A 14,111-nucleotide genomic window follows, 5' to 3' on the forward strand; every position below is an offset into this window, starting at 1 on the left:
CAGCGTTTCTGATTTCATTGTCTTAGATAATTGATTATCAAAGTCCAGCTCAGGAAAGAACGATGCACAATTGGCGGGCGGATCTGGAATGCCTTACCAGGGAAGAATTAGAGGCCGAGGTCAGGCGTCTTCGCGCAGCTGCGAATCCGGCGACGCTGAGAAGCCCCGCCAGCCTTGACGACATCCATGAGCAATACCGCCTGGCAATGCATGACCTTGAACAGTTGCGCGCCACCGAAAAAGACCTGCGCCAAAGCGAAGAACGTTTCAGGACCATTCTGGAAACCATCGAAGCAGCATTCGCCATAGTCGAGGTCAAGTACGATGCCGACGATCACCCCATCGACTACCGTTTCGTGGAGGCCAACCCGGCTTTTGAACGGCAGGCCGGGGTGAATCTGCGAGGCAAGTGGGTCACCGAATTCGCACCCGATCTGGAAAGTTTCTGGTTCGAAACCTATGGCCATGTGGCCAAGACCGGGGAGCCGGCGAATTTCGAGAGTTATGCCAAAGCCTTCGAGCGCTGGTTCGACGTGCGAGCCATACGCGTTGGCGATCCGGCTGATCGGCAGATCGCGATCTTCTTCAGCGATGTCACCGAACGACGCAGCGCTCAGGAACGCCTGCTCGCCAGCGAGGCGATTGCCCGGGAAAGCGTCGAACGTGTAAAGCTGGCCCTGGCGGCCGGGGCGATCATCGGAACCTGGCACTGGGATTTGCCCACTGACCGCTTTGTCGTGGACGAAGGCTTTGCTCGGTCGTTTGGCCTGGATCCGGCTTTAGGGCGCGAAGGCCTCAGTCTCGAGCAGGTCATTGCCACTGTTCACCCCGACGACCTCGACGGCCTCAAGACTGCTATCGCCGAGGCGATCAGCCGCGCCGGTGCCTACGCCCATCAATATCGAGTACGACGCGCAGACGGCAATTATTATTGGATCGAAGCCAACGGCCGCGTGGAACGGGCCGACGACGGCACCCCGCTGCGCTTTCCCGGCGTCCTCATCGACGTTGAAGAACGGCGTTTCGTCGAAGGCGAGCGCGATCGTGCAACAGCGGCGTTGCGGGCACTCAATGAGACACTGGAACAGCGCGTCGCCGAGCGCACGAGGGAACTGATGCAGGCCGAGGAAAAACTGCGTCAGTCACAGAAAATGGAAGCCGTCGGCCAGTTGACTGGTGGCATTGCCCACGACTTCAACAACCTGCTGGCCGGCATATCCGGTTCCCTGGAATTGATCAGCAGCAGAATCCTCCAGGGTCGCCTGGATGGAGTCGACAAGTACATGCAGGCCGCCCAGGCCGCAACCCGACGCGCCGCCGCGCTGACTCATCGATTACTGGCCTTCTCTCGCCGTCAGACCCTCGACCCGCGACCGACCGACGTCAACACGCTGATGACCGGCATCACCGAGCTGGTGCAACGTACGGTGGGTCCGGGCATCCAGGTCGAGACCATTGGCGCTTCTGGTCTGTGGTCGACGCTGGTCGATGCAGGCCAGCTGGAAAACGCCCTGCTGAACCTGTGCATCAACGCCCGTGACGCCATGCCTGACGGCGGCAGCATTACCATCGCGACTGCCAATCAATGGATGGATCGTGAAATCGCCGGCATCCACGACATCCCCGAAGGTGAATACGTTGTTCTGTCCGTCAGCGACACCGGCACCGGCATGGGCCCCGACATCATTTCCAAGGCATTCGACCCCTTCTTCACCACCAAGCCCCTCGGCCAGGGCACTGGCCTGGGCCTGTCGATGATCTACGGTTTTGCCAAACAGTCCGGCGGGCAGGTCCGGGCTTTCTCACAAGTTGGCCAGGGCACTACCATGAGCATCTATCTGCCGCGCTACGCAGGTGAGGCAGCGACAGTCGAGGCGGTTACTGACAAGGAACAAGGGCCAACATCCAAGGGTAGCGAGACGATTCTGATTGTCGACGACGAACCGACCGTACGCATGCTGCTGACCGATGCCCTTGGCGAATTGGGCTACACCCTGATCGAGGCAGCTGACAGCGTCGCTGGCCTGAAAGTGCTGCGCTCCGACGTACATATCGATTTGCTGATTACCGATGTCGGCTTGCCGGGCGGCATGAATGGCCGACAGATGGCCGATGCTGGACGAGAAGTCAGACCAGGGCTCAAAACTCTTTTTATCACCGGTTACGCGCAGAACGCCGCACTCGGCAATGGCCATCTGGGTACGGGTATGTGGGTGCTGACCAAACCATTCGCGGTCGAAGCGTTGACATCGCGGGTGTGTGAATTGCTGGGCGAAACGCTTTATGCTCGCACTCCGATCAGGTAAGCACGTAATGACAGCATTCAAAATCCGGGAGCTCAGACGTACGGACACGCAGGCTCTGCTTGCATTCGAAATCCACAACCGCGAGTGGTTCGAATCTCATATCGAAGCCCGCGACCCGACTTTCTACTCGTTAGAGGGCGTCGCCGAACACATTGCAGGCTACCTGACTGACTTCGCAGAAGGCACCTGGCACCCCTTCGTCATCGAAGATGCCAATGGTGAGATTGTCGGGCGGGCAAATCTGAAAAGTATCCACTCACCCGAGAGTTCTGCCGAAGTAGGCTATCGGGTCGGGCAGCGCGCCTGTGGCCAAGGCCTGGCAACCCTGGCACTGCAGCATCTGATCCAGCAGGCGCAAACCCGCTGGGGTCTGACGCGGCTGGCGGCTTATGTCTATGACGACAATATCGGTTCACAGAAAGTACTGCAGCGTTGCGGGTTTCTGCCTGCGCCGCTCTCCCCGGGCGACAAGGAGCGGCGGTACGAGCTTTCGCTCTAGCCAGCCTCAGTGACCATGTACCGTCCAGGCCACCAGCCGGGCAACGATGGGACGCACGATCAGCACGCAGACAAATGCCGACGGCATGGCTACCCGATAAGCATTCATCACATTTTTCATGTAGTTTTCGTCCATGCCGAACTCGGCCAGGGTAATGACCAGACACATCAGAAACGCCATGATGGTTGCCATGTAGAGGGCGAAGACATAGGGCGTCGCCTGTTTGGGGAAGCGTATATAACTGGTTTTTCTTGCCGTGCTATCGGTCATCGGTCAGTCCTTGTCAAAGGTAATCAGCGAACAGCAGCTAACCTAACAATCCGTCTGATGCGCCGGTAGAGATGCCGAGCTTGAATCATCCGTAAGTAAAATTGACGAATCCAGTGGCAGGAGCCCGATGGACATCCTCGGCTTGATCAATACGTTTATCCGCGTCGTGGAAAACGGCAGCATTGCCTCGGCGGCCAGGGCCCAGGGCATGAGTGCTGCGGCGGTGAGCCAGAGCATCACGCGGCTTGAAACACACCTGGGCGTGCGCCTGCTGTCACGCACAACCCGCAGCATGGCCCTCACCGAAAGCGGCACGCGCTATTTCGACAAGGTCCGCCATATACCCCGCGATATCGAACTCGCCTCCCAGGCGGCGACGGTCGCCAGTGAACCCCAGGGGCCACTGCGCATTGCGACCACCGCTGCATTCGGCCGTCACGTCCTGGCGCCGTTGCTGCCTGCGTTCAGCGCCGCCTATCCGCGCATCGAAATTGAACTCATCAGCACCGATCGACGGGTCGATCACCGGCTGGAGGGGATCGATGTCAGCATCCGCATCAAGGCGCAGTTGACCGATCAAATGATCGCGCGGCATATCGCCTCACGTCCGTTCGTATTCTGCGCTTCGCCCGCATATCTGGACCTCGCGGGCGCTCCGGCCACGCCAGACGACCTGCAACAGCACGCCTGCCTGGTCTTTCGTTATCCAACCGATGGCCGCTTCCTGCCCTGGAACTTCGTCCGCGACGGTAAACGCTTCGAGGCCAGGGTCAAGCCGGGCTTCGTCTGCGATGACATTGATATCATCGCCCGGATCGCCGCAAACGGCGGCGGCATCGCCCGCCTTGCCAGCTTCGTCGCCCAGCCATTCATCGACAGTGGCCAACTGCTGCAGCTGTTTCAGCCTGACAGCCGTAACCTCGCCTGCGCGGAACCTGAGCCGATGGATATCTATGCCTGCGTCACCGAGCGCTCGGCGCTGAATGCCAAGGTGCGTGCATTCATCGACTTCCTGGAAGACGCGCTGCGCAGTGAAACTGCTTAGAACGAGCGCAAGGACGGGCTACTCAGCATTCGGACGACCTGGCTTAAAGGCTACCACCAACGTCATGTTCAGCTCGCCCAGGCCCTGTTCAATAGCGTCACTGAATACCTGGCGGGCAGCGGCAATCGTCGGTGCAGCGCCACTTTCTGCCGCCTCGATGAAATAGTCGAAATCCTTTTCGATCAGGGCCACCGGAAACTGCGGCGTGAAGCTTTCGGTCACCATCGCACTGGCGCAGCGCCGAGTGACGGCACTGAAGACCGGCGTAGCGCCCATTGCCTCAAATGCACTGCTCTTTACGTGTAGCCCAAGCTACGCCAGGTCACCCCTGCGAGCGTTGCCAAATCCTCCCTGATCTGTGCCTATTGCTCCGTTGCTGCAAAAATTTGAAATGTACGGCCATGGCCGACACAATCGCGCCGCGATCCGCTCAGAAGGACAGAAGCCTGAGCTAGCGCGCGGCCAACATCCGCCTACCGAATCCCATTCCAATTCAGCTAACAGCTGTGCTGTTTGATAGAGGTCAGCGTTGAACGAACAGACATTGTCCATGCGCCTGGAGCGAGTGGCAGCCCATGTGCCCGCAGGTGCGCGCCTGGCTGATATCGGGTCGGACCACGGTTATCTGCCCGTGGCCTTGTTGCGCCGAGGCGCCGTCGTCGCGGCAGTGGCTGGCGAAGTGGCGTTGACGCCCTTCCACGCCGCCGAACGCACCGTGGCCGATAACGACCTGGGCGCACAGATCAGTGTGCGCCTGGCCGATGGCCTGGCAGCAATCGAGGTACAGGATGGCATCACCGCGATCAGTATCTGCGGCATGGGCGGCGAGACCATCCGCGATATCCTCGCCAGTGGCAAGGCACGCCTGAGCGGTCGGGAGCGCCTGATCCTGCAACCCAACGGCGGCGAGCAGCCACTGCGCCAATGGCTGATGGACAACGACTACCAAATCCTCGTAGAGGAACTGCTACGGGAAAACCGTTTCGACTACGAAATCATCGTCGCCGAGCGCGCTGGGCGGCAGCCATACAGCGCCGAAGAGCTGTATTTCGGCCCGCTGCTGATGCAGGCACGCAGCCCGGCGTTTCTGGCCAAATGGCAACGCAGGCTGCGCCAGAAACAGCGCACTCTGAGCAACTTCGCCCGAGCGCAGAAGGCCTTGCCCGAAGAAAAGGTGCAGGATCTGGCCCGACAAGTGCGCTGGATCGATGAACTGCTGGCTTGAGGCGCCTGCTCTGCGCCAACAGCAACGCTACCAGACTCAGGTTGACAGCAGATGCGCGGCAGGAAGCGGCCCGAATCGGTCTTTGTACACCTCACTCAACCAGTCAATGAACACGCGCACCCGGGGCGACAGATGCCGCTGATGCGGATAGATCGCCGACAGCGACAGCCCCGGACTGGTCCAGTCACTCAATACCTCTATCAGCAGCCCCGCGCGTAGTTCTTCTTCGATATGGAACCGCGGCACCTGGATCAGACCGCAGCCACGCAGTGCACAAACGACGTAGCTTTCGGCATCGTTGACCGACATCCAGCCTTCCAGGGCGAACTCGCGAATCTGGCCGTTGATGAGCAGCTCGAACGGATAATCCACCGCGCCGCTGCTGGAGAAGAACCTGACCGCCTGATGGCTGGGCAACTCCTCCGGCGTTTGCGGCGTACCGAAGCGGGACAGGTAATCCGGGCTGGCGCAGATGATCTGAGGCATCACAGCCAGCGGCCGCGCCACCAGGCTCGAATCACGTGGCGTACCGGCACGTATCGCGCAATCCACCCCCTCGCGCACCAGATCGACCAGGCGGTCGCCGCCGCTGACCGTCAGGTCGATGCCGGGATAGCGCTGACGAAACTCGTTGATCCGGGGCAGAACGATCCGATTTGCATGGGTGCCGTGCATGTCCACGCGCAACATGCCACGGGGATTGGACGCAACAAGACGCAGGGACGACTCCGCGTCGTCAAGCTCGCTGAGCACGAAGACGCACCGTTCATAAAACGCCTGACCGTCGAGGGTTGGCCTCACATGCCGAGTGGTGCGGTCGAGCAAGCGGATGCCGAGCCTGGCTTCCAGCTCCTTGATGGCATGGGTCGCGGTTGCCCGGGGAATTCCCAGCATGGCGGCTGCCCGGCTGAAACTGCTCAGTTCGACAATACGGGTAAACAACTGCAGCGAATCGAAACGATCCATGGGTTGATTGTTGTCCCTGGTTGAATTTTGATATCAATGTAGCGGTATTTATCCGCTCCAGGCAAACAAGCACAATGGCTTCATGATCAATCGGATCCGACTCTCTTTTGCCTGTGGAGCAACTTATGAATAACCAAGCAGTGAAAACGGCCATTGTAACCGGCGGCTCCCGTGGCATCGGCCAGGCCATCGCCACGCGCCTGGCCGCCGACGGTTTTGCCGTGGTGATCAATTTCACCCATAACGCAGCCAGGGCCGAGGAAACCGTTGCAAGCATCAAGGCCGCTGGCGGCACAGCCATCGCCATTCAGGCGGACGTCGGTAATCCCGACGAGGTCGCGGCCTTGTTCAATGGCACCAAACAAGCGTTCGGGCATATTGACGTGGTGGTCAACAGCGCGGGTGTTATGCCCATGGCCATGATCACCGAGGGCAGCCTGGCTGACTTCGACAAGGTCATTGCCACTAACTTGCGCGGCGCATTTCTGGTATTGGCCCAGGCGGCGGCTCATATCGAGGAAGGTGGGCGCATCATCGCCTTGTCCACCAGCGTGATCGCCAAGTCGTTCCCGGCCTACGGCCCCTACATCGCCTCCAAGGCCGGTGTCGAGGGACTGGTACACGTACTGGCCAATGAGTTGCGCGGACGGGGCATCACCGTCAACGCCGTAGCGCCCGGCCCTGTCGGCACCGACCTGTTCTTTGAGGGCAAAAGTGACGAGCAAATCAGGCAGATCGCCAACCTGGCGCCCCTGGAACGTCTGGGTACGCCTGAAGACATTGCCAACGCGGTCGCCTTCCTGGCAGGTCCCGACGGCGCCTGGATCAACTCGCAGGTACTTCGCGCCAATGGCGGTTTTGCCTGAGCCGATGGCCGATTACGCGTGAGGCGTGGCTCGATTGCTGGCGAACAGGTCAGGCATGATCACTGCCTGACCTGTGCAAAGGGGCCATCTTCGCCGGTATCGTGTTGCGCGAGATAGACTCCAGTTACGAGACCGCTGCAGATTGCACCCCGCGGTTGGTTACGCGATTTTCAGTGCCTTGAGAATAACCAAAGATGTTTCGGCAAACGCCTCGGCCTGTTCGGTGAGGGCGGCAATGTTTTCTACGGCAGTGGTCAGTGCCTTGCCATCCTTGACCAGTCCTTCGCCTTGATCGCCGATAATGTCCCAGGCCAGTTGCGCCCATTCCGCAGGCTGCTTTTTGCCTTGCTTGATCGCGATCAGGAACATCTGCTGGAAGCGGCCCACCGACACGCCGCCACCGGTTACCGGGCTGGCCAGGGTCTGGATCTGGTCGTTGAGCAGTGAGCGTTTGCACAATTGCAGGTTGAGCGTGGTGCAGCGCGCCTGAACCTGCTTCTCGGCCGCTTCACTCTGGCAAGGTGCCGCAGCGCCCATACCCACCAACACGTTGACCGCCTGCTCGAGCGCGTCATAGGTCAATTGCGGTACAGCGCCCGCCAACTGGCGCAGTGTTTTCGGTGCGTAGGTCTTGGCCGCCAGCGCCTCGAGCACAGGGCCATATATTTCGACCTGAAGCGAAGCTTCGCCTGCCGCCCCCTTCACCGTGCTCGATACGCTTTCTGCAACCTGCAGCATGACGAAGCGGGTATTGAGCATGCCCTCGCGCTGTTCCGACGCGGACAGTCGCTGGGTACCGCGTTGATACAGGTCCCGACGAAATGGCTGGTTGACGAAGTAGTCACGCACTTGCTCGCGCATGATGGGGTGCTCGATAGCCTCCAACACATCCATGCCTTCGCTGCTCAGGTTAAGCGGGTCCACCGCGTCCAGCGGTACCGCAGTGGTTGCGTAGTCGAGCTTGGCGTTAGCCAGGGCGTCCACTACATCGGTGAAGTAAACGCAGTCCCAATCACGGTTGAAATACTCATGGGCCACGTACTGGCGATTCTCGCCTTTGATGCTCTGCAGCTTGGCGTCCAGGTTCGGGGCCGTCTTGGCATAGTTGGGGTTGGCAGCCAGCACCACTTCAGAGAATTGCAGGGCGGCATCTATACGGTCGGCCGGGCGAACCGCGTGGGAAGCGAACCGGTCGTGCAGACTGAACAGCTTGCGCAACGGCGCCAGCGGAGACCATCCCGGCAGGCAGTTGTAGCTGACGTACAACAGGCCACCTGGCTTGAGGTAACGCTGGGCGAATTCGACGATCAGCTTCTGATTATCGCGGCTGACCCAGCTCCAGATACCGTGCAGGCTGATGCTGTCGAATTGCGGCAGGTCGGCACGGGCCAGCAGTTGCTCGAAACTGTCGTCATATAAGCGTGCGGTACTGCCAAACGTGGCGCCCAGGGCATTGGCATGGGCTGCCTGGGATGGGGTGAAGTCCGTGCCCAGGTAAGATCCTGGATTGGCGGCAGCATGGATATTGATCGAGACACCCTGACCAAAACCCAGCTCGCAATGGTAGGCCTCGGTACTTTCCAGCGTGTGAAAGCCACGCAGCAACAGACAATAACGTTGGAATACAGGATTGATCTCGCGGCAATATCCGAAAACATACCCCTCGTCGGTAAAATAACCTTCGTTCCAGGAATTACTCATAGCCCGTCCTTTTTTTGTGGGAGTTATTATTGCCCTCTTATAGAGTAGAGCCATCACCCACCACAAGCACAAAGACCGTCAGCGTGCGCAGAGCCTCAGCCCTTCATCGCACTCAACCCCTCCTTCAGCATCATCCAGAACGCCACTGCGAGTATCCCCGATACCACCAGTCCCCCGGCAAATACCAGCCTGGCCACCTTCGACCAAGTGCGCTGCGTAGCGTCAAACGCTTCATAGCTGGCCCAGCGTTTGTGGGCCCACGCCAAAGAGCGTCCGCGGGCGGCCAGGTAAAGCCACACACCCGCGCCGAAGAGCGTGACCAGGGCCGCGAACGGGGTCAACCGCGGTGCCAGCAACGGCGTCAGCACGGCCAGAAAGCTCAGTGCACCGAACCAGACCCCGTTACACAACGCCCAAACACCACCAAACACAAACGCGCCCCAACTACCGCCCCGGGCCGACAGCGGAACGGCACGAGAACGCGTACCTGAATTGTTGGCGATATCGACTTCGTCGGCTGTATCGTGACCGGTCATGGCGATCTGCGTTGCCACTTGAAAGCAGGCAGCTGGATGCGCTGCTCCACCGTGTTATCCCAATGCACGTCAAAGCCTGCATTTTTCAGCACCTCGGCCACGCGCTGCCCCACCTTGAGACTGCGCCCCGGATCGTCGTCCAGTGAACCAAAGGCAATCATCAGATCATTGGCTTCCACCGCGCGCTCGACGTCTTGCCCGTGATAGAAGCAGTAGCCGTGATAATGCCCGGTGGGTGCTTCGTGAACGGCTTGCGCGACATCCGAAAAACCGTCAGACATCGTGTAACCGGCATTGGACAGTGCGCAGATACCGTCCTCATGCAGGTGATAGAAAACCTCATCGAGTCGATCGCAGGCCGTGACCTGCGGCCATGAGCGTTCAGCTTCGAGCTTACGCTGCACTTCTGGCAGGATCAGCGCCTTTAGCGCCGGGACATCGCAATCGTCATCAATGATGTCGTCGACCATCTCGTCCATTTCTTCCAGCGTATAGAAGCCGGACCAGACCCACATTTTGATGCTGTCGGCCACATACTCATCACTCTCGGACATAGGTGTTTCTCCCTGGAAAACGTGCCCATGATGGACTCACAAAGGACGTTTGAGTTCGGGAGCGACTGCTCTCCATGACGTTGATGAGCACCCGTTCACATTCCGCCGAATTGAATCCGGAGAGCCTTGCCAGCTCACGTCAGCGCCGCCACACCCGTCCTTCGCGACTCACCAGCCAAGGTGCCTGATCGGCAACGATGCGCACCCCGCCAACCCAACGCTCGGCGGGGTGCAGATCAAGCCAGTGCGTCTGCCCGCCCAGGACCTGCTCGCCAAGCGCGGTCAGGCCCAGCGTCCGGTGCTGCCAGCGTTCGCCCGGCAACTCGTTGATCAGCGGGAACGGCGCATCGATCAGTGCCCGAAGCAGTGTGTGAAACATCAGGTCGCCCAGATAAGGCAACGGCTCGTAACTCATCATCAGCTGGCCAAACACCTTGCCAGCCGGCAGTTCGCCATGGGTCGAAAGAATACGCAAGACCAGGCGCTGGGTCAGACTCAAGCCGTCGTCTGCACCCGGCAACTCCTGAAGCTGCCGGGCCAGTGCAGGCGCCAGCAGTGGCAACGCAGAATGATCCTGAGCGGCAAGGCCTGCCCAGGCCGTGGGATCGGGGGCGGTATAGGCGGTCCATGCCTGACGCGCCAATGCCAGGGCGTCTTCACCCAGGGCGCGGCGTTGCGGCCATAGCCAGGCGAGCAGGTCCGGTGCCAACTGGCCGATGCCGATAAAACGCTCGATACCGGGCACCTGGGTAATTTCGATCAATTCGAGTCGACGCGGCAACACGGGCAGGCTTGCCAGCAGGCGGATCAGGAATAACTGGTCATAGGCATCGCCTTCACACCACAGCACCACCTCACTGTCAGCGCTCAACTGGGCCAATGCTGCGCGCTGCGTGGCCTGGCGTTGTTCGGCATCGCGCTCGTTGAGCCCGAATGCCTGCTGTACGTAGGCCGAGCGCACGGCCCAGTATTGATCTTCGGACAATGCAGGCACCGGCCCCATCACCATCGGATCATCGAACATATGAAATGCGCCGGTGAAGCCCGCAGTGCGCAAGCTGTGCTCTATATCATTGCCGCAGCGCCAATGCTGCACCCTCGCCTCCCCGTCCGCAGTAAAGCCTGGGTGATGGGCTGCAAAGGCGACAGCGTCGGCGTGGGCGATGAGTTTTGGCCAGCTGGGAAAACCGGCCTCTCGGGCCACCAGCCATTGGGTGTCAGCGAGACGGTAATCGGGTCCTGAAACGCCGAGGGTGCGCAGTTGCTGGCTGATGTCCTCAGCCTCGTGATTTTTCAGGGCCTTGAGCAGACGTTTGGCGCGCTTGCGCAGGGCCGGCAGATCAAGCAGACCGTGATGACGGGAAGCGGGAATAGCGGGCATGCCAACTCCTTGAAGGGCTCGGTCCGCCGACAAGCCGGAGCTGGAATAGAGAATTGTGCAACAGTGCCTGGGTTACCCCTTCGCGCGGACCGCAGGCGCAGCGCACGCCCGGGGTCAGACTTTAGCGGCAAGCGGTTATCGAAGCAATATGTGCTGTGGCCAGGCATCCAGCCCGGCAATCACCTCTGCCCGGGTGGTGACCTGGCGGAAATGATGCTCCCAGAGACTGATACCCAGCTTGCCAGAGCGATCCAGGGACGAGCCTACGGTCAGGTCGGTAATCAGTGTCGGGGTCAGCCCGGCATCGAACAGGGCAAAACCGGCAGCGAGCACGCAAGTCTCGGTCTGCAGGCCGCACACCAGCACGCGCTCCGCGCCAAGCTGCTTGATGTAGTCGATGGTTTGCGCTGTTTGCCCGTAGCCGTGCTTGACGAAGACCTTGTCCGCCTCGACCAGGTTTTCGTCTTCGGCAGCCGGGTACCAGCCCAATTGCCGGTTGAACGGGGTCACCTGTTCATCATGGAGCTCGATCGATGCAACGGTCGGGATCCTTGCGGACAACGCCCGCACCCCATCGACCAGCCATTCGGGCGGACTGAAGGTGGACTGGACATCAACGATAAGCAACACCTGCCGCATGGGCCTCTCCCGAACGCTTGCTGAGGGCGCGGAGTATATCGTCACAGGCGCTTGCGGGTGGGGTTTGCTCCCACCGTCCACTCGACAATTCCCGCCAGCCCCCTGAAGATGCGCCGCATCACGATTGATAATCTGCCGCACTCAAGGAAGCCCCCATGACACCGATACTCAATCGCATCGTGCTGTACGTCAGAGACATGCAGGCCACCTGCGATTTCTATGAGCGGCATTTCGGCTTTGTCAGCCACCGCAAGGACGGCGACCGCATCGTCGAGCTGCGGGCTCCGGGTGGTGGCGCGATCCTGATGCTGCATCTGGCGGGCAAGGCCGTCAAAACCGGACAGGTCACGGTAAAGCTGGGCTTTGATATCGAAGACGTCGAAGGATTCAAGCAGCAATGCCTGGCCCGGGGTCTGGAGTTTGGCTCCATGCACCAGGCCGATGGTTATTGCTTTGCCAATGCCCAGGATCCCAATGGCAATAACATCGTGATCACCAACAGGGCGTTTGCATCATCCGCCGATTAAAGGCATTCCTGTGCCGCGTGCTTGAAGCTGTTGGCAAGCAGCCCGCGTTCATACAGGAAAATCTTGCCGCCGGTGGGCGCCTTGTAGGCTTCAAGGATGTTGTCTGCGGTGAGTGCGCTGGCGACGACAATCTTGTAGTGGCGCTGGGTTTGGGTCAGGGTCGGGACCTGGGTCGGCCCCTGCAACTTGGGCATGACGCAGTCGGTGTACTCTTCAGGGCTCTTGCTGGTGTGCAAAGTCTCCGTTGGCTGGTTGGGCGTGGAGGCGCAAGCGGACAGCAGCAAGCTGGCGATGGCGAGAACAGGGACAAGTGAAAAGCGCATGGGCGATATCCTGGACGATATTCTGCTGAGAGAGCAGGGTCTTCTATGTTCGCTATTTTCCAGTTATATGCACAGAACAGAACTGATAATGCGTGATGCTCACTATCAATAGCACCGATAGTTGTACAGGTAACCCGTGCTTTACCTGATCTTTACCGAATCCAGACCTTTCTTTACACGAATCGGGTGTTAGATACGTCCATGGCGAACCCACTTATCTCGCCAGAGGAGACACCCATGTTTTCGAAGATAACCCAAGCCTTGATCCTGTCCGGTTGCCTTGTTGCAGCAGGTACGGCATCCGCCAGCGAGCGCGATGTGATAGTGCCTGTTATCGCCGGAGCAGCAGTGGGAGCCATTGTCGCCACGGCACTTAGCGGTTCGAGCCACGATCACTATCGCCCTGAGTATCGGGCCTACCCGCCACAACCACGCTATTACCAACCGGTGGCCTATGTGCCGGTAACCCGGGTCGTCGAATACCGCCGCGCCCCACCACCGCCCTACGGTTATTACAACCGGGGCCATGACCGCGGTTACGGTTACGATCATGGTCGCGACTACGGTCGTTGGTAAGCTGAATTGAACCCGTAGGAGCGAGGTTTACCCGCGAAGGCGATGGATTGGGCACAGGAGGTGTATCGCCTGTCCCTAGCTCTTCGCGGGCAAAGCCGGCTCCCACAAGGATTGCCTTGCACCTTATCAGTTACTGGGCCGCTGCTTGGTTGAATCCAGCTCGGCCTTTTTGCCCGTGGTGATTTCAGTTATCTGCGCAGACTTGGCAATCGCCAGGTCAAAGGTGTCCTGCATCCTGGCGATGGCATCAGTCGGCGTACCGTTGAGTCCACCGTTGGCGGCCCAGTCAAAATTCCATACACCGGAAAGGTTGTCGGCACCGGCGACGTCATGGGTTTCGATGGCGGTGAAGACATCCGGGTGACGCTGCATATATTGGGCAGCGGCAGAAACATCGGCCGGCACCTTGCCCGAGGTGTTATTGGCCAGTTGCGCCAGTTCCTGACCGGAAATGGCTGACTTGCCGTTCTGGCGCATGTAGTCGGCAACAGTCTTGCTGGACTTGGCAATATTAAGTTTGTCGTCGAAGGCCGACGTCGTGGACTTCTGGGGCGTCGGGTTGCTGCCAGCGGGCGATACGGTCGACATCGGCTCTGCTCCTTCATGGATTTGTGGCATATCGCGATTACGATGCCTACGTCCACGACGGTAGCATGAAGCCATTAGCCCCAACTGCGGGCTTCACAGCAATTCGCAA

The 14,111-nt window shown here is 59.7% G+C and carries 17 protein-coding genes; 7 read left to right on the forward strand and 10 right to left on the reverse strand.

What is annotated here, in order from left to right; translation table 11 throughout:
* Positions 1 to 62 precede the first annotated feature (62 nt).
* Both ACCD02_RS02435 and ACCD02_RS02440 read left to right on the forward strand, forming a co-directional pair.
* Entirely contained in the window at positions 63 to 2,306 is a 2,244-nt protein-coding gene (locus tag ACCD02_RS02435) for an ATP-binding protein (RefSeq protein ID WP_413298358.1), read from the forward strand.
* 7 nt (positions 2,307 to 2,313) lie between these two features.
* Positions 2,314 to 2,805 carry a GNAT family N-acetyltransferase gene (locus ACCD02_RS02440; protein ID WP_413298359.1) on the forward strand — a complete coding sequence of 164 codons (492 nt, stop codon included), beginning with the start codon at positions 2,314 to 2,316 and terminating at the stop codon, positions 2,803 to 2,805.
* 6 nt (positions 2,806 to 2,811) lie between these two features.
* Here the strand turns inward: ACCD02_RS02440 and ACCD02_RS02445 are convergent, their stop codons facing one another.
* Positions 2,812 to 3,075, reverse strand: coding sequence for a DUF2798 domain-containing protein (locus ACCD02_RS02445; protein ID WP_413298360.1), 264 nt, complete (start codon positions 3,073 to 3,075; stop codon positions 2,812 to 2,814).
* A 127-nt stretch (positions 3,076 to 3,202) separates the two neighbouring features.
* On the opposite strand from ACCD02_RS02445, the gene ACCD02_RS02450 reads away from it, so the two are divergent.
* Positions 3,203 to 4,120: a LysR family transcriptional regulator gene (locus ACCD02_RS02450; protein ID WP_413298361.1), complete on the forward strand. Its 918-nt coding sequence runs from the start codon at positions 3,203 to 3,205 to the stop codon at positions 4,118 to 4,120.
* A gap of 18 nt (positions 4,121 to 4,138) precedes the next feature.
* Here the strand turns inward: ACCD02_RS02450 and ACCD02_RS02455 are convergent, their stop codons facing one another.
* Positions 4,139 to 4,396 (reverse strand): hypothetical protein, encoded by a 258-nt coding sequence (locus ACCD02_RS02455; protein ID WP_413298362.1) that lies wholly within the window; start codon positions 4,394 to 4,396, stop codon positions 4,139 to 4,141.
* Positions 4,397 to 4,649: 253 nt separating this feature from the next.
* On the opposite strand from ACCD02_RS02455, the gene ACCD02_RS02460 reads away from it, so the two are divergent.
* Positions 4,650 to 5,345: a tRNA (adenine(22)-N(1))-methyltransferase gene (locus ACCD02_RS02460; protein WP_413298363.1), complete on the forward strand. Its 696-nt coding sequence runs from the start codon at positions 4,650 to 4,652 to the stop codon at positions 5,343 to 5,345.
* 36 nt (positions 5,346 to 5,381) lie between these two features.
* Here the strand turns inward: ACCD02_RS02460 and ACCD02_RS02465 are convergent, their stop codons facing one another.
* Positions 5,382 to 6,311, reverse strand: coding sequence for a LysR family transcriptional regulator (locus ACCD02_RS02465; RefSeq protein WP_413298364.1), 930 nt, complete (start codon positions 6,309 to 6,311; stop codon positions 5,382 to 5,384).
* Positions 6,312 to 6,436: 125 nt separating this feature from the next.
* On the opposite strand from ACCD02_RS02465, the gene ACCD02_RS02470 reads away from it, so the two are divergent.
* Entirely contained in the window at positions 6,437 to 7,177 is a 741-nt protein-coding gene (locus tag ACCD02_RS02470) for an SDR family oxidoreductase (protein WP_413298365.1), read from the forward strand.
* 159 nt (positions 7,178 to 7,336) lie between these two features.
* On the opposite strand, the gene ACCD02_RS02475 is transcribed toward ACCD02_RS02470, so the two are convergent.
* The 5 genes from ACCD02_RS02475 to ACCD02_RS02495 all read right to left on the reverse strand — a co-directional run bounded on the left by ACCD02_RS02475 (position 7,337) and on the right by ACCD02_RS02495 (position 11,988).
* Positions 7,337 to 8,878, reverse strand: a complete 1,542-nt coding sequence (locus tag ACCD02_RS02475; RefSeq protein WP_413298366.1) for a class I SAM-dependent methyltransferase — start codon at positions 8,876 to 8,878, stop codon at positions 7,337 to 7,339.
* A 95-nt stretch (positions 8,879 to 8,973) separates the two neighbouring features.
* Positions 8,974 to 9,414, reverse strand: coding sequence for a hypothetical protein (locus ACCD02_RS02480; protein WP_413298367.1), 441 nt, complete (start codon positions 9,412 to 9,414; stop codon positions 8,974 to 8,976).
* Entirely contained in the window at positions 9,411 to 9,968 is a 558-nt protein-coding gene (locus ACCD02_RS02485; protein ID WP_413298368.1) for a DUF6891 domain-containing protein, read from the reverse strand. The genes ACCD02_RS02480 and ACCD02_RS02485 overlap by 4 nt, the downstream gene beginning before the upstream one ends.
* A gap of 139 nt (positions 9,969 to 10,107) precedes the next feature.
* Positions 10,108 to 11,349, reverse strand: coding sequence for a DUF1835 domain-containing protein (locus ACCD02_RS02490; protein WP_413298369.1), 1,242 nt, complete (start codon positions 11,347 to 11,349; stop codon positions 10,108 to 10,110).
* Between the two features lie 135 nt (positions 11,350 to 11,484).
* Positions 11,485 to 11,988 (reverse strand): isochorismatase family protein, encoded by a 504-nt coding sequence (locus tag ACCD02_RS02495; RefSeq protein ID WP_413298370.1) that lies wholly within the window; start codon positions 11,986 to 11,988, stop codon positions 11,485 to 11,487.
* Between the two features lie 155 nt (positions 11,989 to 12,143).
* On the opposite strand from ACCD02_RS02495, the gene ACCD02_RS02500 reads away from it, so the two are divergent.
* Entirely contained in the window at positions 12,144 to 12,515 is a 372-nt protein-coding gene (locus ACCD02_RS02500) for a VOC family protein (RefSeq protein ID WP_413298371.1), read from the forward strand.
* Here the strand turns inward: ACCD02_RS02500 and ACCD02_RS02505 are convergent.
* Positions 12,512 to 12,838 (reverse strand): hypothetical protein, encoded by a 327-nt coding sequence (locus tag ACCD02_RS02505; RefSeq protein ID WP_413298372.1) that lies wholly within the window; start codon positions 12,836 to 12,838, stop codon positions 12,512 to 12,514. The genes ACCD02_RS02500 and ACCD02_RS02505 overlap by 4 nt on opposite strands.
* 237 nt (positions 12,839 to 13,075) lie before the next feature.
* Here ACCD02_RS02505 and ACCD02_RS02510 point away from each other — a divergent pair, with 237 nt between their 5' ends.
* Positions 13,076 to 13,414 carry a hypothetical protein gene (locus ACCD02_RS02510; protein ID WP_413298373.1) on the forward strand — a complete coding sequence of 113 codons (339 nt, stop codon included), beginning with the start codon at positions 13,076 to 13,078 and terminating at the stop codon, positions 13,412 to 13,414.
* A 126-nt stretch (positions 13,415 to 13,540) separates the two neighbouring features.
* On the opposite strand, the gene ACCD02_RS02515 is transcribed toward ACCD02_RS02510, so the two are convergent.
* The gene (locus ACCD02_RS02515; protein WP_413298374.1) at positions 13,541 to 14,002 is read right to left on the reverse strand and encodes a hypothetical protein; all 462 of its coding nucleotides are present in this window, start codon (positions 14,000 to 14,002) and stop codon (positions 13,541 to 13,543) included.
* Positions 14,003 to 14,111 lie beyond the last annotated feature (109 nt).

The organism is Pseudomonas sp. Pseusp88 (genome assembly GCF_047303955.1).
Taxonomy (GTDB): Bacteria; Pseudomonadota; Gammaproteobacteria; order Pseudomonadales; family Pseudomonadaceae; genus Aquipseudomonas.